Origin of the sequence: Nocardia rhizosphaerae (genome assembly GCF_042650365.1) — a bacterium.
Classification (GTDB): Bacteria; Actinomycetota; Actinomycetes; order Mycobacteriales; family Mycobacteriaceae; genus Nocardia; species Nocardia rhizosphaerae.
In genome coordinates this window covers 12,442-34,556 of the sequence record NZ_JBHSBA010000005.1, presented here as the reverse complement: position 1 = coordinate 34,556, position 22,115 = coordinate 12,442, and the positions used below count along the sequence as shown (strand labels likewise).

The 22,115-nt window shown below is 65.0% G+C and carries 20 protein-coding genes and 1 tRNA gene; 13 read left to right on the top strand and 8 right to left on the bottom strand.

Annotated features, from left to right (window positions below):
- Window positions 1-61 precede the first annotated feature (61 nt).
- A complete protein-coding gene (locus ACFOW8_RS09830; RefSeq protein ID WP_378548923.1) occupies window positions 62-550 on the top strand; it encodes an NUDIX hydrolase in 489 nt (162 codons plus the stop codon).
- Here the strand turns inward: ACFOW8_RS09830 and ACFOW8_RS09825 are convergent.
- The 4 genes from ACFOW8_RS09825 to ACFOW8_RS09810 form a co-directional block, all read right to left on the bottom strand.
- Window positions 526-924, bottom strand: coding sequence for a VOC family protein (locus ACFOW8_RS09825; protein WP_378548920.1), 399 nt, complete (start codon window positions 922-924; stop codon window positions 526-528). The genes ACFOW8_RS09830 and ACFOW8_RS09825 overlap by 25 nt on opposite strands.
- 50 nt (window positions 925-974) lie before the next feature.
- The gene (locus ACFOW8_RS09820; protein ID WP_378548917.1) at window positions 975-1,388 is read right to left on the bottom strand and encodes an arsenate reductase ArsC; all 414 of its coding nucleotides are present in this window, start codon (window positions 1,386-1,388) and stop codon (window positions 975-977) included.
- 140 nt (window positions 1,389-1,528) lie between these two features.
- Window positions 1,529-2,830 (bottom strand): D-arabinono-1,4-lactone oxidase, encoded by a 1,302-nt coding sequence (locus ACFOW8_RS09815; protein ID WP_378548914.1) that lies wholly within the window; start codon window positions 2,828-2,830, stop codon window positions 1,529-1,531.
- Between the two features lie 59 nt (window positions 2,831-2,889).
- A complete protein-coding gene (locus ACFOW8_RS09810) occupies window positions 2,890-3,567 on the bottom strand; it encodes a TetR/AcrR family transcriptional regulator (RefSeq protein WP_378548911.1) in 678 nt (225 codons plus the stop codon).
- A gap of 130 nt (window positions 3,568-3,697) precedes the next feature.
- Between ACFOW8_RS09810 and ACFOW8_RS09805 the strand changes: the two genes are divergently transcribed.
- From ACFOW8_RS09805 to ACFOW8_RS09765, 9 genes are all read left to right on the top strand, one after another.
- Window positions 3,698-5,200 (top strand): MFS transporter, encoded by a 1,503-nt coding sequence (locus tag ACFOW8_RS09805; protein ID WP_378548908.1) that lies wholly within the window; start codon window positions 3,698-3,700, stop codon window positions 5,198-5,200.
- 160 nt (window positions 5,201-5,360) lie between these two features.
- Window positions 5,361-5,792, top strand: a complete 432-nt coding sequence (gene crcB, locus ACFOW8_RS09800; RefSeq protein WP_378548905.1) for a fluoride efflux transporter CrcB — start codon at window positions 5,361-5,363, stop codon at window positions 5,790-5,792.
- Window positions 5,793-5,835: 43 nt separating this feature from the next.
- Window positions 5,836-6,198 (top strand): fluoride efflux transporter FluC, encoded by a 363-nt coding sequence (locus ACFOW8_RS09795; RefSeq protein ID WP_378548902.1) that lies wholly within the window; start codon window positions 5,836-5,838, stop codon window positions 6,196-6,198.
- A 47-nt stretch (window positions 6,199-6,245) separates the two neighbouring features.
- Window positions 6,246-7,883 (top strand): phosphoglucomutase (alpha-D-glucose-1,6-bisphosphate-dependent), encoded by a 1,638-nt coding sequence (pgm, locus tag ACFOW8_RS09790; protein WP_378548899.1) that lies wholly within the window; start codon window positions 6,246-6,248, stop codon window positions 7,881-7,883.
- Window positions 7,880-9,274, top strand: coding sequence for an MFS transporter (locus ACFOW8_RS09785; protein WP_378548896.1), 1,395 nt, complete (start codon window positions 7,880-7,882; stop codon window positions 9,272-9,274). Before pgm ends, ACFOW8_RS09785 begins: the two co-directional genes overlap by 4 nt.
- On the top strand, window positions 9,271-10,011 hold the full coding sequence (locus ACFOW8_RS09780) for a DsbA family protein (RefSeq protein ID WP_378548894.1): 741 nt from the start codon (window positions 9,271-9,273) through the stop codon (window positions 10,009-10,011). Before ACFOW8_RS09785 ends, ACFOW8_RS09780 begins: the two co-directional genes overlap by 4 nt.
- 179 nt (window positions 10,012-10,190) lie before the next feature.
- Window positions 10,191-10,263, top strand: a tRNA-Ala gene (locus tag ACFOW8_RS09775).
- A 714-nt stretch (window positions 10,264-10,977) separates the two neighbouring features.
- On the top strand, window positions 10,978-11,682 hold the full coding sequence (locus ACFOW8_RS09770; RefSeq protein WP_378548891.1) for a hypothetical protein: 705 nt from the start codon (window positions 10,978-10,980) through the stop codon (window positions 11,680-11,682).
- 361 nt (window positions 11,683-12,043) lie between these two features.
- Window positions 12,044-12,229 carry a hypothetical protein gene (locus ACFOW8_RS09765; RefSeq protein ID WP_378548888.1) on the top strand — a complete coding sequence of 62 codons (186 nt, stop codon included), beginning with the start codon at window positions 12,044-12,046 and terminating at the stop codon, window positions 12,227-12,229.
- Here the strand turns inward: ACFOW8_RS09765 and ACFOW8_RS09760 are convergent.
- Complete coding sequence (locus ACFOW8_RS09760) at window positions 12,206-12,964, bottom strand: hypothetical protein (RefSeq protein ID WP_378548885.1); 759 nt, start codon at window positions 12,962-12,964, stop codon at window positions 12,206-12,208. The two genes, ACFOW8_RS09765 and ACFOW8_RS09760, sit on opposite strands and share 24 nt — an antisense overlap.
- Before the next feature lie 279 nt (window positions 12,965-13,243).
- Between ACFOW8_RS09760 and ACFOW8_RS09755 the strand changes: the two genes are divergently transcribed.
- Window positions 13,244-14,158 carry a DnaB-like helicase C-terminal domain-containing protein gene (locus ACFOW8_RS09755; protein WP_378548882.1) on the top strand — a complete coding sequence of 305 codons (915 nt, stop codon included), beginning with the start codon at window positions 13,244-13,246 and terminating at the stop codon, window positions 14,156-14,158.
- Window positions 14,159-14,359: 201 nt separating this feature from the next.
- Window positions 14,360-15,865, top strand: coding sequence for a hypothetical protein (locus ACFOW8_RS09750; protein WP_378548879.1), 1,506 nt, complete (start codon window positions 14,360-14,362; stop codon window positions 15,863-15,865).
- Window positions 15,866-15,945: 80 nt separating this feature from the next.
- Here the strand turns inward: ACFOW8_RS09750 and ACFOW8_RS09745 are convergent, their stop codons facing one another.
- From ACFOW8_RS09745 to ACFOW8_RS09735, 3 genes are all read right to left on the bottom strand, one after another.
- Window positions 15,946-17,178: a competence protein CoiA family protein gene (locus ACFOW8_RS09745; protein ID WP_378548876.1), complete on the bottom strand. Its 1,233-nt coding sequence runs from the start codon at window positions 17,176-17,178 to the stop codon at window positions 15,946-15,948.
- Window positions 17,179-17,524: 346 nt separating this feature from the next.
- Window positions 17,525-18,448 carry a GIY-YIG nuclease family protein gene (locus ACFOW8_RS09740; RefSeq protein WP_378548873.1) on the bottom strand — a complete coding sequence of 308 codons (924 nt, stop codon included), beginning with the start codon at window positions 18,446-18,448 and terminating at the stop codon, window positions 17,525-17,527.
- A gap of 849 nt (window positions 18,449-19,297) precedes the next feature.
- Complete coding sequence (locus tag ACFOW8_RS09735; RefSeq protein WP_378548870.1) at window positions 19,298-19,447, bottom strand: hypothetical protein; 150 nt, start codon at window positions 19,445-19,447, stop codon at window positions 19,298-19,300.
- A gap of 578 nt (window positions 19,448-20,025) precedes the next feature.
- Here ACFOW8_RS09735 and ACFOW8_RS09730 point away from each other — a divergent pair.
- Window positions 20,026-22,107 carry an ATP-dependent nuclease gene (locus ACFOW8_RS09730; RefSeq protein WP_378548867.1) on the top strand — a complete coding sequence of 694 codons (2,082 nt, stop codon included), beginning with the start codon at window positions 20,026-20,028 and terminating at the stop codon, window positions 22,105-22,107.
- Window positions 22,108-22,115 lie beyond the last annotated feature (8 nt).

The following is a 22,115-nucleotide window of genomic DNA, read 5'->3' as shown; positions in this document are numbered from 1 at the left end:
CTCACTGGGCACGCCCCGTCGTAAGGCAAATCCGCACCACCGACGAGAGGATGTGACCCCCATGATCGACGTATCCGTGTACTCCGCGCTCCGCATCGAGGCCGAACGAGACGAAGTTCGTCGACTTGTCGTCGGCGCCGTCGTCGTCCGGCACGACCGGGTCCTCATTCTCCGGCGCCGACGATCGGATTCGTTGAGTGGCCGGTGGGAGTTGCCGAGCGGGGTCGTCGAACCGGGCGAGGCGCTCGACGACGCGGTGATCCGCGAAGTGGCGGCGGAAACCGGTTTGCAGGTCACCGGAATCCGGGACTATCTGGGCGATTTCGACTATCTGTCCGGCAGCGGCGCCCGCACCAGGCAGTTCACCTTCGTCGTCGACGTCGCCGCGACCGGCCCGGTGACGCTGACCGAACACGACACCCACCTGTGGGCAAGGCGCAGCGGTGAACCGCCGGTCAGCGACGAGGTCCGCGACCTGCTCGGCCGCTTCGACCGGCGGCAGCGCGATCCGCGCTCCTGGTCGGCCTATTCGCCGGGCAACGGCGCGTAGAGATCGATGCCCTGGCCGTCGGGGTCGGCGAGCGTGGCGTAGCGCTGGCCCCACACGGCGTCCCAGGGCGGCAGTTCCCCGTGATAGCCGGAGTCGACCAGTTCGTGCCAGAGCTTGTCGACCGCGGCCGGATCGGCGCAGCGGAAGGCGAGACCGCTGCGCCCCGGCCCGGTCGGCGGCTGCCAGCCGGGCGAGAACGACGAGACGACCTGCTCGGTGTCCAGCGCCAGCCGTAGACCACCGCCGAGCGGGGCCTCGGCGTGGCCGCTGGTCTCGGCGCCTTCGCCGAACACCAGCCCCAGCTTGCGGTAGAAGGCCAGCGAGGCGGCCATATCGGAGACGACGATCGAGATCACATCGAGCTGTGGAGTCATATCCGCAGCGTAGGCGGCCCCGCGCGGCGCGGTCTTGAAGAAATCGGACCTCAGCGGGCGGGGACCGGAACCAACTCCGCGATGAGATTGCCGATCAGGATGCGCAGGTGGTCGCGGATGCCGCGAACAACCTCGATCGGCTGTCCGGCGGGGTCGGCGAGTACCCAGTCGCGATAGCTGATGCCGGGAAAGTACGGGCACACCTCACCGCACCCCATGGTGACCACCACATCGGACAGCCCGACCGCGTCGTCGGTGAGCGCCTTGGGCTGCTCGCCGGAGATATCGATCCCGATCTCCGCCATCGCCGCGACGGCGGCGGGGTTCAGCTGGGGCGCCGGATCGCTGCCCGCGGTGCGCACCTCGATCCGGTCACCGGCCATGGCCCTGAGCAGGCCGGCCGCCATCTGTGATCTGCCCGCATTGTGGACGCAGACGAACAGAACGCTGGGAGTGTGGGCCATGGTCGCCCTTTCGGCGCAGGGTCGAAGTGCTTGTGGCGCTTCGGGTTATCGTCACCATCATTCCATCCGCACCGCCGCGCGTGTGCCGGGTGCGGGACAACCGGCGGCACCGTTGTCCGCGATGTCCGCCCCGTTCGCCTTCAGCCGACGGGCCCGAGCACCCGGTTCACGTAGTCGTTGGCGAAGACGCCGGTGGGGTCGAAGCGGCGGCGGACGGCGGTGAACCGGTCGAAGTCCGGGTAGCGGGTGGGCAGAGTCTCGGCCGTCTGGAAGTGGCGTTTGCCCCAGTGCGGCCTGCCCGCGTACTCGTCGAACACCGCTTCGCAGGCGCGGAAGTACGGCTCCCATTCCATGCCCTGGTACTGGTGCACGGCGATATAGCAGGTGTCGCGGCCGCTCGCGGGGGAGAGGAACGCGTCGTCGGGTGCCACCCAGCGGACCTCGATGGGCATCGGTGTGCGGAAGCGCTGGGTGAGCTCCACGATCCGGCGGACCGCCGCGACCGCGTGCTCGCGTGGGATCGCGTATTCCATCTCGGTGAACTTCACCAGCCGCGGGGTCGCGAACACCCGGTAGGACCGGTCGATCTTGCGGTTGTGACTGCCCGCCTGCGTGGCGATGCGGTGGATGGCCGGAATGGCGGCGGGGATCCGCCTGCCCACTTTGCACATCCCGGTGAACGCGTGATTCGACAGGAGCACGTCGTTGAGCCAGGCGTTGAGGGCGCTACGCGGCTGCTCCGGTTTCGTGGTCCGGTTGCCCGCCTTCGTCATCGCCACACCGCTGTGGGCGAAGGCGAAGAACTCGAAATGATCGTTGCCGTCGACGAATTCGTCGAGATTCGCCAGCACGTCCACCAGCGGTACCGGTCGTTCGACGAGGTCGAGCACGAACGACGGCTCCAGTTGCAGCGTCACCGCGGTGACGACACCGAGGGCGCCGATGCTCACCCGCGCCGCGCGCCAGCCGTCGGGATCGGTCTGCTCGTTCAGTTCCACCCGGTTGCCGTCGGCGCGCATGACCTCCACCGAATGCAGGGCGGCGGAGATATTGCGCAGCCTGGCCCCGGTGCCGTGCGTGCCGGTGGCCGTGGCGCCCGCGATGGACTGGGTGTCGATATCGCCCAGATTGGGGAAGGCGAGGCCGTGGCCGTGCAGCAGGGGGCTGGCCGCGTGCAGGGTGAGCCCGGCCTCGACCCGGACCCGGTTGGTCGCGGTGTCGATCTCGAGCACTCTGTCCAGGCCGCCGAGGTCGATCAGGGTGCCGTCGGTGAGCACGGCGTCGGTGAACGAATGGCCAGATCCGGCGACGCGCACGGTGCGGCCCGCCGCGGCGGACGCGGTGACGATCTCGGCCAGTTCTTCGACGCCGCGCGGTGCGGCGACGACGGCGGGTGTGCAGCGCTGCTCGCCTGCCCAGTTCACCCAGGTGCTCTTGGTCATGTGTCCAAATGTAGCGGATGGGTGTGATCCGCACTACTGAACCAGGGGAGAGTTCCTGCTCAGCGCCGTCGGCCGAGGCATCCCGCAGACTTGGCGCGCTCGACTTCGTCGTCGGTGAGCGGGTCGACGAGCAGGGGTCTGCGTGGCACCGAATCGGTGCGGACGCCGTTGAGGGTGATGGCCATATAGCGTTGCCAGACTTCGGCATTCACCGGTGCGGCGAACTCGGCGAAGGAGTTCACCATATGGATCAGCGCGAAGAAATCGGTGGTGGTCACATCGGGGTGGACCGCGCCCGCGGCCCGCGCGCGCTCGACGATCGCGGCGACCGTCGGCCGGATCCGGTCGCGTAACTCGGCGAAGCGGGCCGGGTCCTCTTCGAGCTCGAGCATCACTTCGCCGAAGCCACGGTTGGTCGACAGGTGCTTGCATGCCTGCTCGAAGAACTCGACCAGACCGAGCCAGGGGTCCGGATTGCGCATCGCCACATCGGCCACATCGGCGAAGTCGGCGATGTGCTGCTCGAAGACCTCGGCGATGAGCTCCTTCTTGTTGGCGAAGCGGCGATAGACCGTGCCGACGCCGACACCGGCGCGCTCGGCGACATCGTCGAGCGTGATTTCCAGGCCGTGTTCGGCGAAGAGTTCGCGGGCGGCCGCGACGATGCGTGCCTGATTCCGCGCGGCGTCGGCGCGCAAGCGGCGGGGTGGTGCGGCAGTCGTCGTGGCGTGATTCACAAGTACATCCTATCAATCCGAGGATTAAGTGGAGGTGGTTACTCCGTTACTCTGGTAGCTTCGAGGAAAGCGGAGGCTTTTCCTCCGATTGTCCCACTCATTCCGAGACCGTCGACACGCAAGGGGAGTTATGACCGCCACACTCGAGACCGGGACGCAGCGTCCCGCGGCAGGCGGCACCGGCCGCCGCGGGTCGCACGCCCTGCGCTGGTGGGTGCTTGCCGTGCTCGGCATAGCCCAGCTGATGGTCGTGCTCGACGCGACGATCGTGAACATCGCGCTACCCGCCGCCCAAGCCGACCTCGGCTTCGGCGATGCCGATCGCCAGTGGGTCATCACCGGTTACGCGCTCGCCTTCGGCAGCCTGCTGCTGCTCGGCGGCAGGCTCTCCGACCTGTTCGGGCGCCGCAACACCTTCATCATCGGTCTGATCGGCTTCGCCGTCGCTTCGGCGGTCGGCGGCGCGGCGACGACCTTCGAGATGCTCGTCGCGGCCAGGGTCGGTCAGGGTGTCTTCGGCGCGTTGCTCGCGCCCGCCGCGCTGTCGCTGCTCACGGTCACCTTCACCGAACCCGGTGAGCGGGCCAAGGCGTTCGGCATCTTCGGCGCCGTCGCCGGTGCCGGTGGCGCGATCGGCCTGCTGCTCGGCGGCGCGCTCACCGAGTGGGCCTCGTGGCGCTGGGCGATGTATGTGAACCTGATCTTCGCCGCCGTCGCCCTGGTCGGCGCGGTGCTGCTGCTGGCCAAGCACACCACCATGGGCGCACGACCGAAGCTGGACTGGCCGGGCACGGTCACCGTCACCGCTGCGCTGTTCGGCATCGTCTACGGGTTCTCCCAGGCCGAGACCGAGGGCTGGACCGCGCCGTCGACGCTGGCGTTCCTGATCGGCGGTGCGGTGCTGCTCGCCGCGTTCGCCTGGATCGAGACCAGGGTCGCGCATCCGCTGCTGCCGCTGCGTATCGTCGCCGACCGCACCCGCGGCGGCGCCTACCTGACCGTGTTCATCATGGGCATCGGCATGTTCGCGATCTTCCTGTTCCTCACCTACTACATGCAGCTGACGCTGCAGTACTCGCCGATCGTGACCGGCGTCGCGTTCCTGCCGATGGTGGCGGGCATGGTGGCCTCCTCGACCACCGCGCCGTCGCTGCTGCTGCCCCGCGTCGGTCCCAAGGTCGTGATCAGCGGCGGGTTCCTCGTCGCCGCGGCCGGGATGTTGTGGCTGACCAGGATCGGGCTCGACACCGGCTACGTCACCCACATCCTGCCCGCGCTGATCCTGCTCGGCCTCGGTCTCGGTGGCGCCATGTCGGTCGCCTTCCAGGGCGCGACCGCCGGGGTGCAGCACGAGGACGCCGGCGTCGCCTCGGCGATGGTCAACACCAGCCAGCAGGTCGGTGGCTCGATCGGGACCGCGCTCCTGAGCACTATCGCGGCCTCGGCGATGACCGACTACGTGTCCTCGCATCAGCCGGGCCCGCTCACCATGGCCCAGGGTGCGATCGAGAGTTACACCACCAGCTTCTGGTGGGCGAGCGCCACATTCGTCCTCGGCGCGATCGTGATCGGTGTGCTGATGCCGAACAAGGTGCCTGCCCCCGCCGAAGGGGAACCGGTGCTCGCGCACTGACCCGAGACCGTAGCGGCCCGGACCGAATCGTCGGTCCGGGCCGTCGTCGTGGATGGGGCACCGCGCCACATGCTGAAGGTTTGCCCGGCTCCCCGCTTGTCGGTGCGTCTCGATACCATGAGCAACGACCACCGTCGGACCAGCAGGGGAGGGCAGCGCTATGGCAACGCGGCCCGCGGCGCTGGATCCGGCCGTCCTCGCGGCGATCTCGATGGGTGGTGGGCTCGGCGCGAGTGCCCGTTTCGGCGCGGGCCACTTGTGGCCGGTGCGGCCGGGGGACTTCCCGTGGTCGACGTTCACGGTCAATGTGCTCGGTTGCTTCGCGATCGGGGTGCTCATGGTGGCGGTCACCGAGCTGTGGCAGGCGCCGCGGCTGGTCCGGCCGTTCCTGGGAATCGGTGTGCTCGGCGGCTTCACGACCTTCTCCACCTACAGCGCCGAGCTTCGTACACTGTTCGACAGCGGTGCGGTCGTCGCGGCGCTGAGCTACCTCGGCCTGTCGGTGCTGGCCGGGCTGAGCGCCGTGGCCACCGCAGTGTTCGCGACCCGATGGGTGGCGGGCGCGCGCGGGCGGCCGAGGGGAAACCTATGACGGAAGGGTGCCATCGGATGGTCGAGTGGTGGGGAGGGCGGCGATGACGGCGGCGCTGGTGCTCGCGGGTGGAATGCTCGGCGCCCCTGCCCGTTACCTGCTCGACCGGGCGGTCACCTCGCGCTTTCCGTCCGGGCTGCCGTGGGGGACGCTAACCGTTAACATTGTCGGTTCGGCGTTGCTCGGTGGCCTGATCGGCGCGAGCGCGGGCAGTGCGCTGCTGGCGTTCGCCGGAATCGGTCTCTGCGGAGCGCTGACCACGTTCAGCACGTTCGGTTACGAGACGGTTCGTCTGGTGACCGAGGGCGCCTACGTGTACGCCGTTGGCAATGTCGTGCTCAGTGTGGCGGCGAGCCTGACCGCGGTGTACGCCGCGGCGTCCCTTACCCACTGGTTGTTCGCATGATCCTCATGACCAGCCGCGCGCAGCCGACACGGAAGGGAATCCCCACCATGGCCCACGATCGCGCCGGACGTCCCGCACGCCCCACCGACCTGGTCGACATCGCGCACCTGGTCACCGCCTACTACAGCCGGGTTCCCGATCCGGCCGAACCGGCGCAGCGGGTGGTGTTCGGTACCTCCGGTCATCGTGGCTCCAGCGAGGATTGCGCGTTCAACGAGGCGCACATCATGGCGATCACCCAGGCGATCGTCGAGTACCGTGCCACCCGCGGCATCACCGGACCGGTCTATCTGGCGCGCGACACCCACGCGCTGTCCGAGCCCGCCTGGACCACCGCGCTCGAGGTGCTCGCGGGCAACGACGTCACCGCGGTGATCGACGCGCGCGACGGCTACACCCCCACCCCGGCACTGAGTCACGCTGTGCTGCGCCACAATCGGGGCGGCACCAAGCACCAGGCCGACGGCATCGTGGTCACTCCCTCGCACAATCCACCCCGCGACGGCGGCTTCAAATACAACCCACCGCACGGTGGCCCGGCCGACACCAAGGCCACCGACGCCATCGCCGAACGCGCCAACGAGCTGCTGCGCGGCGGCCTGGCCGCGGTCAAGCGGGTGCCGCTGGCCCAGGCGCTGCGCACCCACGTCGAGCGCTACGACTATCTCGACCACTACGTCGCCGACCTGCCGAACGCGCTGAACCTGGACGCGATTCGCGGTGCGGGCATCAGGATGGGCGCCGATCCGATGGGCGGCGCCTCGGTGGACTACTGGGAGGAGATCGGCCAGCGCTTCGATCTCGAACTCGAGGTGGTCAACCCGTTCGTCGACCCGACCTGGCGGTTCATGACCCTCGACAGCGACGGCAAGATCAGGATGGACCCGTCCTCGCGGCACGCCATGGCCGCCCTGGTCGGGATCAAGGACGACTACGACATCTCCACCGGCAACGACGCGGACGCCGACCGGCACGGCATCGTCACGCCCGACGGCGGGCTGATGAACCCCAACCACTTCCTTGCCGTCGCGATCGAATACCTGGTCGCCAACCGGATGTGGTGGGACGCGCTCACCAAGATCGGCAAGACGGTGGTCAGCTCGTCGATGATCGATCGCGTGGTCAATGTGCTCGGGCGTGACGTCTACGAGGTGCCGGTCGGATTCAAGTGGTTCGTGCCCGGATTGTTCAGCGGCAGCCTGGCTTTCGGCGGCGAGGAGAGCGCGGGCGCGTCGTTTCTGCGGATGGACGGCACCGTGTGGACCACCGACAAGGACGGCATCCTGCTCGCGCTGCTCGCCGCCGAGATCGCCGCCGTCACCGGCCAGACCCCATCGGCCCGCTACGGCGAGCTGGAACGCCAATACGGCAGCCCCGCCTACGCGCGCATCGACGCCGCGGCGACCGGCGCACAGAAGGCCAAGCTCGCCGCGCTCACGCCGGAGGCCATCACCGGCACCGAGATCGCGGGCGAGGAGATCACCGGCATCCTCACCACCGCACGTGGCAACGGCGCCGCGCTCGGTGGGCTGAAGGTGACCACCGAGAACGCCTGGTTCGCCGCCCGCCCATCCGGCACAGAGGACAAATACAAGATCTACGCCGAGTCGTTCCTCGGCGCCGAGCACCTGGCCCAAGTGCAGTCGGCCGCCGAGGAGATGGTGAATCAGGCGTTGAGCGAGTGAGCACGCAGGCGAAGGTCCGGCTACCGGCCGAGATCTGGGTCCTGATCGCGGCGGCCTTCGTCATCGCGCTCGGCTTCGGTCTGGTCGCGCCGGTGCTGCCGCAATACGCGCGCGAGTTCGGTGTCGGCATCGCGGCCGCCTCGGCGATCGTCAGCGCGTTCGCGTTGATGCGGCTGCTGTTCGCGCCGGCCAGCGGCAGGCTCGTGCAGAAGCTGGGCGAGCGGTGGGTGTATCTGGCCGGGATTCTCATCGTCGCGCTGTCGACCGGTGCGTGCGCGCTGGCGCAGACGTATTGGCAACTGCTGGTGCTGCGTTCGCTCGGCGGTGTCGGGTCGACGATGTTCACGGTGTCGTCGATGGCGCTGATCATCCGGGTGTCCCCGCCTGCCGCGCGCGGCAGGGTCTCCGGCATCTACTCCACCAGCTTCCTGATCGGGTCGCTGCTCGGGCCGCTGGTCGGTGGCGGCCTGGCCGGGCTCGGGTTGCGCGCGCCGTTCGTCATCTATGCCGTCGCCCTGCTGATCGTGTGCGTCATCGTGTTCGCCGGGCTGCGCGAATCGCCCGTGCTGCGGACCGAGGAGGGCTCGGCGGCGCCGGCGTTCACCTTCCGGCAGGCATGGACCGAACCGGCCTATCGCGCGGTGCTGCTGTCCAGCTTCGCGGGCGGTATTGCGGTGTTCGGCGTGCGGATGGCGTTCGTGCCGCTGCTGGTGGTGGAGACCCTGCACCAGGAATCGGGGATGGCCGGTGTCGCGCTCACCGTGTTCGCCGCGGGCAATGCCGCGGTGCTGTTCGTCTCGGGCAGGTTGTCCGACCGCTTCGGCCGCAAGCCGTTCCTGATCGCCGGGTCGGCGATCTGCGCGATCGGCACCGGCGTGCTCGGGTTCGCGCCCTCGCTGCCCTGGTTCCTGGTCGCCTCGTTCGTCGCCGGTCTCGGTTCCGGCATGTTCAGCCCGGCCCAGCAGGCCGCGCTGGCCGATGTGATCGGCGCCCGCGCCCGCGGCGGCCCGGTGCTTGCCGCGTTCCAGATGGCCGCAGATCTCGGCACCGTGCTCGGCCCGGTGGTGATCGGCTGGATCGCCGAGCGCACCTCGTTCGGCGTCGGAATGGCGGTAACCGGCGGTGTGCTGGTGGTGTCGGCGGCCGCCTGGCTGGTCACCCCGGAGCCGTCGACGATCGAACACCCGGAGGATCCGGAACACCCCGATCACGCCGGTGACGGCATCGACCCGCAATGCACGGGCGACGGCTGCCCCGACGGCGTGCCGATGGTGCGCACCGGAATGGCGCCGCGGCCGGTCGACGCCGACCCGCTGGACAAGCAGGTCGAGCAGGATTTGCGCGGCCCAGGCGGCACGGCCTCGTCCGCTCGAGGCACAGTGGACAGGTGAGCAACGCCGGTTCCAAGCACACCCCGCGCCCCGTGTCCAGCAACACCACCTATGCCCTGGCCGCGGTGGCCCTCGTCGTGATCGGGCTCCTCGTGTTCGCCGCGTTCAAGTGGAACAAGCCGACACCCACCGAGGTCCGCAACGACGGCTACGGCGCCGTACGCGACACCGCGGTGCAGGTCACGGCCACACCCGAGGGCGTCATCCGGCTTGGCCGCCCCGAGGCCGCCGAGACCGTCGACATCTTCGAGGACCCGCTGTGTCCCGCCTGCGGCACGATGGAGACCACTTTCGGCCAGGAGATCGCCCAGAAGGTCGACGAGGGCAAACTGGCGGTGAACTACCACCTCGTCGCCTTCCTCGACGACCGCTCCAAGAGCAAGGACTACTCCACCCGCGCCATCGCCGCGAGCCTCTGCGTCGCCCAGACCGGCTCCGGTCCCACCTTCGGCAAGTTCCACGAGTCGCTGTTCACCACAAAGCAGCCCGACGAGGGCGGCGAGGACCTGAGCAACCCCGCCCTTGCCACCCTGGCCACCGAATCCGGCGCCCCGGAGTCCGTCGCCTCCTGCATCACCGGCGGCGCCCAGCTCGCCCCGGCCCGCACCGCCGCGAGTAAGAACCTCGCCGACCTCGATGCCCGCACCGACAACAAATCGGCCACCCCCGCCATCTTCGACGGCACCAACGCCATCGACTGGCGCGACGAGAACTGGGTCATCACCCTCGCCCCCTGACCCCGCGTGAGGTTCGGCACATTCTACTCCGCCCTCACCGCCCCCGCAGGCCCCGCCCACCACTCCACCCACCCCCGATTCCCTGCCTTTCCGCCGTCTACCAGCCGATTTGTAGTCGCCGAGAACGATGGTGTAACTTCATTCAGGCAGCAGCGAGAGCGGCTGAAACAACAGAACACGGGGCTATGGCGCAGCTGGTAGCGCACCACACTGGCAGTGTGGGGGTCAGGGGTTCGAGTCCCCTTAGCTCCACAGAAATAGCAGGTCAGGCCAGGTCATAGACCGGGCCTGACCTGTTTTTTGCGGTTCAGCCCCCGGTTACCCCCCGCTTTGGCTGTATGTCTGATTGATTCGGCCCGTCCGAACTTGTCGTGGTTCGATGCACTGCGACGGATCGAAATCGGCACTAGTCGCCACAAGATCTTGTCCGGAGTCGGTCTGGCGTCAGCCTGACCGCTGCCGCTCGCGATGGGTTAGGCGCTACGTCTGCCGTGCCAAGCCCGAATCGCGATGGCTGTGGCGGCACCCACGGCGGCAATAACCGCGGCATTGGCGTTGCCGAACACGACGAGGGCAACCAATGCGGTCAGTATCAGTGTCAGCGCGAGAAGATCGACGGCCGCGCCGGGCCACGACATCGGGACTGGCACAGGGGGACTCTGGGTACCCCTCTTGACGACACCGGGCTGCGGCTGGACGGCCCGGGGGGAACGGCGTGGCACTGCTACCTCCTGTTTTCGTACTTTGAGTCTGTTTACGGTGCTTAGTGCCGGATAGGCGTTCGGTGGTCGTGCTGAAACAAGGTTGGCAGCAACGGATTTCCCGGGCAAACTCTTCTCAGGTGCTCTGCTGAACTGGTGAGACACCGCTGATGTGAAGTAGATGTCAGGTTGAAAAGATGTTGCCAAGGGGTCGTCAATGGCGAAGCGCCGTCTCCGGAAGCCGGGTGTGCCCTCGGGTGCCCGGTTGTCGTTCTTCCTGTACTTGCAGCGGCTGATAACCGAGTGTGGCGACAAGTCCACCACTGAGCTGGGGCGGATGGCCGGATACTCCCACCAGACCGTATACAAGGCGCTGACCGGCCCACGGATGCCTGCGCGTGCGATGACCGAGGCGCTTGTCGGTGCACTTGCGTGCCAGTCCGAGGTGGACAAGGTGATGAGGCTGTGGAGCCTCGGTGTTCATGAAGAGCGCAACCTACACGAGGAACCTCTCATCGCTGAGGAACAGCCCATCCGCGTGAGTAGTCCTCAGACTGAGCTTCCCCTCCGCCAGCCGGCCCGATCCACGAAGCTGGATCGGGCTCGCGCTGCTGCGGCGGCAGAGGGCGATACGGGCGGTGAGCCACCTCAGAAGCCCTACGACCACCTCATAGCCAGTCTCGACAGCATGGGTGTGTCTGCCGCCCACTACAACATGCGTCTGCAACTCGCGCACCGCATTTGGTCGTGCCTGCACAGCGCGGGCGTTACCCCGGAGATGTTCCAATCTGAGTTGACACGTACCGGCCTGCCCGGCTGGATGGCTGCTGTGACGATGCCAAATCGGCAGCAACTACTGAACTTCGTCTACGAACTCCGACCGGAGGAGGAAGTACGAGATGCGCTGATGGCTGCATACACCAGCGCAGTCGCCGAACGGGAGGAGTTCGGAAAGGCTGGTGCTCCGTAGTCGAGCCTGGTCAGAGCGCTTTCGGCACACTTTCGGAGGGCCTTCATTCCACCCTCGCGAGAGCCGAACGGCTCGTGCGGTCCCTCGAAATCCGTGCGCGCGACGGCCTGTAGCCCGACTGGTTGAAGATCCTGGATATGGCGCCGGTCCAGTCGGGTAGTCGCAGGTTCGATTCCTTGGCGGGGCACATCGAAGAAGGGAACGCGGGCGACCCGGGAATTTGTCCTGGCCGACTGGTTGTCGAGGCGGATTTCTCCCTGAGCTGAGAGAAGATGCGATGTTCCTCGGGCCTTGTCGGTGCTGCCCGCACCGGCCTCGACGCTGATCGGCTACCAAGCCGCCTATCTGCACTATGTACCCTATGAGCAGCAGCGATCTGCAGGAAGTCGTCCGAATTGCCGGGAGCCCGACGCTAACACAGTTCGTCCAACCCGATCTGACTCCCGAAGACCGCGAAGCGCTGATCGAGGCAGGCTACGACCGCGACGATCCCCATGTTCGGGCGCAACCAGCTAGCCGCGCGTCAGTTCGACGATCCGCCGCGTGAGCTGTTCTGCCCAAAGAAGAAGCCTAGGATCAGTAGGAACCCGCTCGCCACGATCTCTGGGACATCGGTGTGGATGAACATCGCGACGATGAGTGAAATCGCCAGGAGGATCAGTAGTACGGCGCCGACCAAGACGGCCGCTGGCTCGCGCTCCAGCATCGCCTTACGGACTTCCCAACGCTGCTTCATGATGTTGAGGCGCTTGATCTCACCGACGCCGATTTCGTCTTGTGCCTGAACCTTCGCGGCCAACTCCGCTTGCTGTTGTGAGATTCGCTCGACCATCTCGGACAGCTCTCGTCGGATGTCGGGATCAACCACCTTTTCCTCGACGGCGTCCTTGATTTCCTCCATCTGCTCCTGACGTTGGAGGGAGGCGATACGTCGCACCATCGAAGTCCGCAGCTGCTTCATGTAGCGAACTGCGTCCGAGACCGGGACATCCTCAAGGTGAGGTGCTGGGCGTGACAAACGCACGCCGGGACCAGAGCTGTCGAGCTCGCTGGCGAGGTCGCCGATAAGTTCGTCGAGCTTGGCGACCGAATCCTGCAGCAAGGCAACGGTGCTGGTATCCGAAAGTTCTGATATCCCGGCATTCATCAACACCCTGTCGATGGATGCTCTGTATCTCGGTTCGACTGCTCGTAGTCGCTGAACGAATCTTCGTTCTTCGGGTTGCAGCAAGCTGCCTGCGCTCGAGCTGGATTCGTCGAATCCCTCAGACTTGCCTGACATCAGGTCCTCCTAGCTGCGGTTGCCTGGTCGACAGCCTACGATGACTGCGGGCTGGTAGATCGGCTCGCGCAACCACCAGCCCACGTCGCCAGCATCAGCACCAGCAGAATCGGCTTCGCCAGCCATATCAGGCCCGCCACAACGAGTTCGGCCACAGCAACCACCTCGTACTGGGATCGGTGGCCCCAGTGACGTCAAACCTGGGTCGTCGAGCGGGCCATCGGCCTCCCGTATCCAGCAACGACGACCTGTGTGCGATCGAGGGCGTATAACGAGGCGGTGACGAACCCCAATAGCCCTGAGGCTCTGCGCTTCTTGGAAGACTGGCTGCAACCGGCCATAGAAGAGGCCGACACCATCGCTTCCCGCGGTGGCATCTCCCTCGGTATCCCCACCGGCTTCAACGAACTCGATGAACTCACCAACGGTCTACAAATGGGAACCCTGACGGTGGTGGGGGCTCATCCCGGGGTCGGCGCGAGCACTCTGGTGCTCGACATCGCACGCTCATGCGCCGTGAAGCACGGAATGGAGACGCTGTTCCTGACTCTGGAAACTCAGCCGATGAGCGTGGTCAAGCGGCTGCTCAGCGCCGAAGCAAAGATCAGAATAGCCGACCTTCACTCGGGCAGGATGTCCGACGACGACTGGACCAAACTGGCCAGACGCATGTCGGAGATCTCAGAGGCGCCACTGATCGTGGATCGACCGATCGATCGCGACATCAGCGCCATTGTCGAGCTGATCACCGAGGTGGCCGAACGCAGCGAAACCGACGCAGCGCGCACCGGACTCCGTCTCGTCGTCATCGATTCGTTGCAACTGCTGACCGCCCGAACAGACCTGCCGTACGAGAACCGCGAGCGTGAGGTTTCCGAGGTGGTTCGCCGACTGAAGGCGCTGGCACATGATCTTGAGATCGCGGTCGTGGTGACGAGCCAACTGTCCTCCAACCCCGGCCCACGCCAACTGCCGCGTCTCCCCGCGCTGGCCGATCTGCGTGACTCGGGAACGATCGCGCACGTTGCCGACACAGTCGTGTTGCTTCATCGCCCTGATGCATGGGAACGAGACGATCCGCGCGGCGGCGAAGCCGACGTCATCGTCGCCAAACATCGCCACGGCCCGACCGCGACGATCACCGTCGCACACCAGATGCACTTGAGCCGGTTTGTGGACATGGCCCGCGGTTGATCGTCCGCCACAAGTTCAACCTCTGTCCAACAGGCGCGCGACCGTCGCAGCGCGTGCGTACCGAGGGTTGTCGAAGAACGTGCGCCCTCCCAGCACGACACGGTGGTATCACGATCTGGTCCTCAGACCTGCGAGGCGCTAACGAACCTCTGACCTGGACCGACTGGCTTTGATGAGAATGATCGAAAGGGAGAGGAATCTATGAGCGACGGAATCGGCAATGACCCGAATCAGGGCAATTCCGCCCAGGTTGTCAGGCCGGACCCGGCCGCCGCCGTGCCCGCCGCCGCGGCGGGCAAGGACCTGCAGGCGTTCGAGGATCTAATGCTCAACCTGATACATCAGTGGGGCCTGCCGACCGAGGACATCATTATCAACGTTCGGGAACGGGAGAAGCTGCTCCGGAACACGCCTGATGCTCTCGAAGGGCTCGACAGCACACAGCGAGCACGAGCCTCTTACGTCGCGAAGATGATCCTGGCCGCCTCGGTGGGCTTGTTTGATGCCGCGTTGAACTACCTCTGGAACGAGACGATCAACGAGCTGCGGGCGCGGGTCGTCTCCTTCGACGTTGCATACTTCTTTGAGATCGCTGAGCCGGATCCAACACGCCGCAGCACCCTCCGCACACCCGAGGACCTGTCCAAGATCGACGACGCCAAGCTAATCGAGGCGGCCAACCGCATCAAGCTGATCAGCGACGTCGGCTACAAGCAACTCGACCACATCCGCTACATGCGCAACAATGCCAGCGCTGCGCATCCCAACCAGGTTTCGCTGACAGGCTTGAAGCTGGCGGAATGGCTGGAGACTTGCATCCGCGAGGTCATCACGCTCCCACGCGACAACGTTGTCGCTGAGATCGGCCGCCTTCTTAGTAACGTCAGGACACAGCGCCTGACCACGACCGAACTGACCAGCGCCGCGGCGTTCTTCGACAATCTGCCGCCCGACCAGGCTGACAACCTGGGAGCCGGTCTATTCGGCATTTTCAACACACCTGGCTCGCCCCCGGACACGCTCGACAATGTACGTAACCTGTGGCCCGATCTTTGGCCCTATATCGGGGAAGACCAGCGCAACGAGTGCGGGATCAAGCTCGCGCGGTTCCGCGCCAACGGTGACGCCGACCGAGCCCAGCGTGCCCGAGATCTGCTCGACCTCGTCGATGGAACTGCCTACCTGCCAGAGTCTGACCGGGAGGCCGAGCTCGCCCAGGCCCTCGATGACCTGACCAATGCCCACGAAGGCTGGAACAACTTTTATCAGGAACCGCCCGTCGCTCAAAGACTGTTGAATCTGGTCGGCAAGTACGGTCAGGTTCCCGCACGCATCAGCTCGACCTATGTTCGCCAGCTCGTCTACGTCTTCCTCACCAACGGCAGCGGCACGGCGTGGAGTGCTGATCCCATCTACAAGGAGCTTATCGGCAAGTTCGATGGCGGACAGGCAGCGATTGCGTTGCGCGTTTTTGACGACAGCAAGATCGCCAGCCGACTGCAGCATGAGCTACCGCGGACAAAGTGGGCCGAACTCCTTGAGCTCATCACACCGAAATTGACCGGTCGGCGTGATCGGGCATTGCTCGATGCCGTCCGTGCCTTCAATGGCACTCCAGATCAGCTCAAACTCGACAGCGGCATCAAGCAACAGCTCAACCTCGGCGGCTTGCGAGGAAGGACCAAGAAGCAGAAAACTCAGCCATGAACGAGGTCCTGGTCGTGAACGGTGGGGGCTGCTGCAGGATCGGGTGACAGTGTCACCCACCCTGCAGCAGCCGCGAGGCACTAGAAGAGCGGAAGTTGGTCATGATCGGGATCGCTGTAGTACGAACTGCTTGTACGCGACGATCGTGGTCCTGTGGGTCGATCGCTGTGTTCGTAAGGACTGCAGGGCGAGACGTCGTCGAGCTTGGTGGTCGGTGACAGGATGAGGCCACAGGCGAGGCAGGGCACGGTTCGTCGTGCACGGGGGAGTTGAAGCCGCGGCGCGTCTCCGTACTCGAACGAGTGTCCGGCTGCCATGAAGGCGTTTTGTAGTCGAAGCCATGCCGATTGAGATCGTGCTGCCGAATCCACTGGAGGCGGCGGTGACACCGATTGCGTCGGAGTAGAAGAGGTTTGGGGTGTGGACGCTGCGATCATTGGGGATGGTGTCGGAGGCCGGGTTGGTTTCGGTTGAGGATGCTGCATGCGGGCCATACGTTCACGCTCATGTTGTAGGTCTAGTGCCAACGCCCGCTGCAACGCAACGGGATTCGAGATGCCGTGAGAGGTGAGGTCGAGTTCGTCGAGCGGAAGCACATGTGGCACGAGCTCGTCCTCGATGCAGGGGGGGAGGTGTCGTACGCGGTGGATAACGTCGTTCTCGGGTGCTGCCTGGCTGGGCGTAGATGTGTGTGGCTTGGCGACCATCAAGCTGAGGGATCTGTGCTCGGGATCCATCGTCCACAACTGTTGGGCGCCGTCCGGGGCGGTGAGCGCTGCCCAATGCGGCGGGACGTCTGGGTGCCAAATCCAGAGGTCGGTGATGCCGTTGCCGCGGTAGTCGTTGTGCCGCCGTAGCCATTCCTGATCGGTCAACGGGGAGGCTTGGACCTCTAGGGCGAGTTGTTGGCCGTCGTCGAACACGATGCGCACATCTGCGCGACGTTGATGGTTGGGCAGCCACGCTTCGTTACGAACATCGATGACGCCCGGCTGCAGCCCCGCCCACTCCGCGAGAACAGCCTTGCTGGTCAGGTGCCACACTGATTCGGCGCTGTGCCGCCCGCTGGGCGGGCCCGACCCGGCGGGGTGAGCGAAGTGCGGTCGCCGGGATCCGCCGAGTCTGCTCCGGACGATGAGCGGCACCAGTTCGTTCTTTTCGGCGTAGCACAGCGCGCATACCAACGTCTGATCTCCGCTGTAGCCCATGCTGCGAAGCTCAGGCACGCGCGGATCACGGGAGTTGTCAGGTGCGCGAACGTATGTCCCCTGTGTGACATCGAGCGCGACTGTAAGCAGTTGGGTGGAGCCCATGGTGGAGAACCTCTTGTCGAACGGCGGAGGGTCTTCCGGCGGGCGCAGGAAGACCTGATGGGCTGCGCGTTCGCAAGTGGTAATAAAGAAGGTTCTTTGGCTACGTCATGGGGCTTTCATGCCCGGATGTCTTATGTCTTTAGCTCAGGATGTGTGATTTGACTTAGGTTCGCAGCTGACATCGAGGCTAGAACCTAGATGGTGGGAGTGTCAATGGGGGCAAGGGCAGGTGACTTACCTTGCATTGCAGCGCATTCCGTGTCCACCTTCATCTGTCCGATCTGCGGATGGTGGTGGCTGCGCATTGCATCCACCGGCGCAGCCATTCGACGTGCCTCCCGCTCGGCTAGCGTAGGCGACGTTGGCGTTTGGCCAGCGGAGGCATCCAGTACTCGGGCGGCTGTGGAGCACTGCCATGAATGTCGGTGTTTTCAGGGCCTCGTGGCGCCCAGCAGTCGGGATAAGACATGTCGGCGATCGCGGCCTGGCCGGATAGGAACAAGTCCGTGGGTGGCCGGTCATAGGTGACGTGGTTCAGCAGCAGCGGGAAGGCTCCAGCGCTGGTGGGCAGCGATTTCAAGTCCCGGGTGCGGCTGATTACCTGGCAGTAATCTGTGAATTGGAACACCGCTGCTGGCTGAGCGGTTCCCAGCCAGACGATCCGATCCCCCGGCATGGCACGCTCTTTGCCGTTGATCAGCGCGTTGGGGAATGTCGCCGCCCGGTCGATGTAGGGCACCGGGTCGGTCCAGCTGTTGTCCGGATCGTCGTCACCTAAGCTGAGGACATGGGCGCCGTCGTCGGTACCCATCAGTTCCAGGCTGTCGCCATCGGAGTGAGCCTGCCAGCAATCGGCGATCTCGGGGCGGTTGTTCAGCACGGCTCGGAAGTCTGGATAGTGCACATGCAAGAACAACTGACCTGCTTCAGTCGCCAGCGCAATTCGATCACCTGCGCCTACCATGTGCTCGTGTCCTGAACCCGCCCAGCGGGCTTGGCCGGCTACTTCACTCGCCGCTGCCCGAACGGCGTCGACGGCCTGATCAACGGGTACTTCAAAGAACTCTCGACGAGACAGCCGGTACGCCGCCAGGAGACTATGTGCGGCATCTTCGACGTCTTTCGGGTGGGAGGTCGTCAGGCCGAACTCAACGTCGAACGGCACGGGGACGCTGGTGGTGAACAGCTCTCGGGCGCGGTCTCCGATCAGCCGGTCCGTCTTACCGATCTTGACCAGCCCCGGCATCCTTGAATTGGTCAGTACGTACACGAAACCGGTTGTGAGACTAGCCATCCTGATCCCCCACTCGTGTTATCGACACCCGCGGGCTCGGATGCTAGTCGATCGCATTGTGTGTGTGGTGGACCGACTTCTGGTCTGCGGTCAATGCTCGTAGTCGGAGTGCATCGGCGGGCTATACGTAGTCGTCTGCAAGAGAGACACGTGTGCGTTCGGTGGTGCCCACCGATCCGAACGCACAGTGTCACGGCAACGAGTGATCGGTCGGGCCCCTATCAGCAAGCGCGGTTTCGACCTCGTGACGAGTCCACGCCTACGCCCCTAGCGGATCTGGTGAGAAGGACCTGCCTGCATTCCGCATGTCGGCTCGAGCCGCTACGCTAGCCGAGCCCTCGTACTGGGCGAGGATGTGCCATGCCTCAGGCTGAATACCCAGGCGCATGCTGGTCCGGCCCTACCCCTTAGGGCCGGACCAGCGCCCGTGCGATATGCCGATGAGCTGGTGCTTCGATCGCGGCGCGGCGTCGAAGGCTCGCTTACGCAGTGCACGAGGCCGATCTACGCAGCCACCGCACGACGCGGGTCATCGTGTCGGAGTCGTTGGAGTAGACGTCATCAGCGTGCCTGCTCCGACGGTTGCGCGGGCGCTGGACATCGCTCGCCGGTCGTGCGCCTGTGACGTCATGCGGCCAGCGCCGTTGGGCGGGTGCCTGCCGAAGAAGAATGCCAGAATGCGATATGGCCGACTACGTGGATGCCGTTGCACATGCCTGTCCGAGCTGTGGTCGCCGGACACGTGTGAACCGGCGCACCGGAATGATCTACTCGCACAACGTCCCGTCGTCGACGAGGTTGTGCGAGAAGTCCGCGACGGCTGCACTAGCGCCGGAAGGCGGCGACGTTCCGCAGCGCCTCGATGACATCACCTCGCCTGCGCCACAGCAAGCATCGATAGTTCGCCGCGTCGACACCGGCGGACAGAGCATCCGGGCGTTGCGCGGTGGCATCCCAGGCAGACGACGTAGCCACTGACTTGCCCCACCGAGGAGCACGGAACAGCGGAAATGGCTTGCGGCTCTAGCTGACCGATTGGCCTTTGGGCTCTCGTGAGGCACGCGGTGGTGGATGTTGGAACCGCGATGGACGTGTGTCGGATTGACGGTTGGCGTGTCAGGGCCGACTGCGTCGCCATCGCCCTTCTCCTCAGTCAGAGCCCCTCCGACAAAGCGGGGAACCTCAGTGGGTGGACACATCACGGGCAAGTCACCCCCCCAGGTGGACAGGCGGTTCTCGAGTCAGCCCGCCCGATCTCCTGCGGCACGCTACGGGGCAGCTGAGCCCGGACCACGCAACCGTCCCATCAGACAGGCCGAGGGTTCAGACAAGTTGTCACCGCATCTTGGTCGACCAACCAGTCTTGGATTTCCAGTATTTGCAGTCGCCGAGCTAACGTCGCGCAGACTGCGAGGGGAGGAGCGTTTGATGATTCGAGGATTGCGTGCCGTGCCAGGCTATGCGGCATCATCGGTCAACGTTCGCCGGTCATCATTTTGCCGCACTCCCTCGCTGGCGGCGACACAGACGATCACTGATGCGGCGGGACTGCGATGACACTGCACATAAGCCGGGTTCACATAGTGAACTTCCGCAATTTCGCTGACCTGGACATCGACCCGTTCCCGGCTCCGGCGGTAATCGTGGGCGAGAACGGCGTCGGGAAGAGCAACTTCCTGTACGCGCTGCAGTTGGTGCTCGACCCAGATCTTCCTGACTCGGCGCGACGGCTGAAGGCCGAGGACATTCACGACGGCGCGACCGGACCTCTGGGGCCTGGTCTGAGTGGTGGCGCCGAGGTCATGGTCGAAGTCGAGTTCAGCGGCTTCGATGACGACGATGAAGCCGTCGCAGCGTTGTCCGGTGCATTGACACGTCTTGAGCGACCGATGCGCGCCACACTGACCTACCGGTTCGCGCCCCGAGCAATACTGGAACTGTCCGGTGACACTGTGCTCGCAGATCGTGGCTATGAGGTAGAACGGGGATACAACCCCAACGATTATGACTTCCGGGTAATGAAGAAAGACGACCCGACGACGGATGCCTCCCGCATCCGCCGACTGGTGAGTCTCCGGGTACTACCCGCCCTGCGCGATGCCGAAACAGACCTCTCTCGCTGGAATCGCAGCCCCTTGCGTACGTTGCTCGAGGACCTTGATTTCGACCCTGTCAAGCTCGCTGCGGTTGCTGCGGATATTGACGTCGTAGCGAAAAACTTGGCTCTCGAGCCTGAGATCGATGGACTACAGCAGCGGTTAGCGACGCGGCTGCATGACCTGGTCGGACCGCGTTTGCCCGTGGAACCGACCATCGGCGTCGTCTCAAGCAGGCCAGATTCGCTTCTCCGGGGTTTGCGGCTGTTCATTGATGCCGCTCGGACTCGTAGCGTCGCCGATGCCAGCCTTGGTGCGGCAAACGTCCTCTACTTGGGCCTGTTGATGGAAGCGTTGGCTGTGAGGCGTGCTGCCAGTGCCTTCGTAACTACCGTGATCGGGGTTGAGGAGCCGGAGGCCCACCTGCATGTCGGCTTACAGCGCCGACTGTTCCGTCACCTGCTCGAGACCGAGCCCTCGTTGCTGCTAACGACTCACAGCCCACATATCGCCGCCGTCGCGCCGCTGGACTCGTTGCTACTGCTGCGCACTGTGGACGGCGAATCGGTGGCAGTGACCGCGTTGCAGGCCAGGCTCGATGCTCGGGAGCGCCGTGACATCAGCAGGTATCTCGACGTCACGAGAGCGGAACTGTTGTTCGCACGCGTCGTGCTATTGGTCGAAGGAGTCGCAGAGGTCTTTCTGCTACCTGCTATCGCTGCGGCGGCGGGATTCGATCTCGACGAGTACGGAATCGTCATCGTCAACGTCGCAGGGACTGACTTCAAGCCGTACGTCAAACTCTTGGGCAAGGACGGACTCGCGATCCCATACGCGATCCTCACCGACGGTGACCCGCTTCGAACAAGCAAACGACCTGAGCAGGGCTTGGCTCGTGCCGCCGAACTCCTGAGTGATGGGCCTGCCCGCACGCAAGTGACCGAGGGTGTGAAGCAGCTGATCGAACTCGAAAAGAAGGATCGAGATGCTGGGTTCGATCTTCGTCAGTCGTTGCAGGACATCTGTGCGAGCCACATGATCTTCGTGGGTGACGAGACTCTCGAAATCGATCTCTTGCCATTGGTCGGAAATGAGTTGGTCAGCGCCTACAGCGAGTTGGCCCCGTCGGCCAACAGTTCGGCGAATATGGCCAGTGATGTTCAGGTATTGATGGCCGAGGACGGTCTTGAGTCGCTTCTCGAAGCGACGGCTACTGCTCTCGTAGCGGGCGCAGCCAGAGAGGGGAAAGAAGTCACTTCGGCGGGACGCATCGGTCGGGTGCTCGGCCGGATTGAGCGAGTCGGTAAGGGGCGCCTCGCGCAACGCCTCGCTGACCATGTCGCCGGGATTGATATGCGAGAACGCACTCTGCAATTGCTCGATGCCCTGGAAGTAGATGTCGAACTGGGCGTCGAGGACGGGGAGGCGATTGATGCCGAGCTTCTAAGTGAAACAGGTACTGCGCGGGCCTGTCTGCGCATTCTCGACTGGGCAAGCGAAACCGTGCGTGAGCATCCCCTGTTTGGCGCCGAGTGCTGATGGTGCGT

Bases quoted from the DNA above. Each gene is read 5' to 3' on its own strand.
- ACFOW8_RS09745 (WP_378548876.1), bottom strand. From the start codon at position 17,178: ATGGGCTCCACCCAACTGCTTACAGTCGCGCTCGATGTCACACAGGGG.
- crcB (WP_378548905.1), top strand. From the start codon at position 5,361: ATGGCAACGCGGCCCGCGGCGCTGGATCCGGCCGTCCTCGCGGCGATC.
- ACFOW8_RS09805 (WP_378548908.1), top strand. From the start codon at position 3,698: ATGACCGCCACACTCGAGACCGGGACGCAGCGTCCCGCGGCAGGCGGC.
- ACFOW8_RS09825 (WP_378548920.1), bottom strand. From the start codon at position 924: ATGACTCCACAGCTCGATGTGATCTCGATCGTCGTCTCCGATATGGCC.
- ACFOW8_RS09730 (WP_378548867.1), top strand. From the start codon at position 20,026: ATGACACTGCACATAAGCCGGGTTCACATAGTGAACTTCCGCAATTTC.
- ACFOW8_RS09820 (WP_378548917.1), bottom strand. From the start codon at position 1,388: ATGGCCCACACTCCCAGCGTTCTGTTCGTCTGCGTCCACAATGCGGGC.
- ACFOW8_RS09815 (WP_378548914.1), bottom strand. From the start codon at position 2,830: ATGACCAAGAGCACCTGGGTGAACTGGGCAGGCGAGCAGCGCTGCACA.
- ACFOW8_RS09765 (WP_378548888.1), top strand. From the start codon at position 12,044: ATGAGCAGCAGCGATCTGCAGGAAGTCGTCCGAATTGCCGGGAGCCCG.
- pgm (WP_378548899.1), top strand. From the start codon at position 6,246: ATGGCCCACGATCGCGCCGGACGTCCCGCACGCCCCACCGACCTGGTC.
- ACFOW8_RS09830 (WP_378548923.1), top strand. From the start codon at position 62: ATGATCGACGTATCCGTGTACTCCGCGCTCCGCATCGAGGCCGAACGA.
- ACFOW8_RS09750 (WP_378548879.1), top strand. From the start codon at position 14,360: ATGAGCGACGGAATCGGCAATGACCCGAATCAGGGCAATTCCGCCCAG.
- ACFOW8_RS09760 (WP_378548885.1), bottom strand. From the start codon at position 12,964: ATGTCAGGCAAGTCTGAGGGATTCGACGAATCCAGCTCGAGCGCAGGC.
- ACFOW8_RS09795 (WP_378548902.1), top strand. From the start codon at position 5,836: ATGACGGCGGCGCTGGTGCTCGCGGGTGGAATGCTCGGCGCCCCTGCC.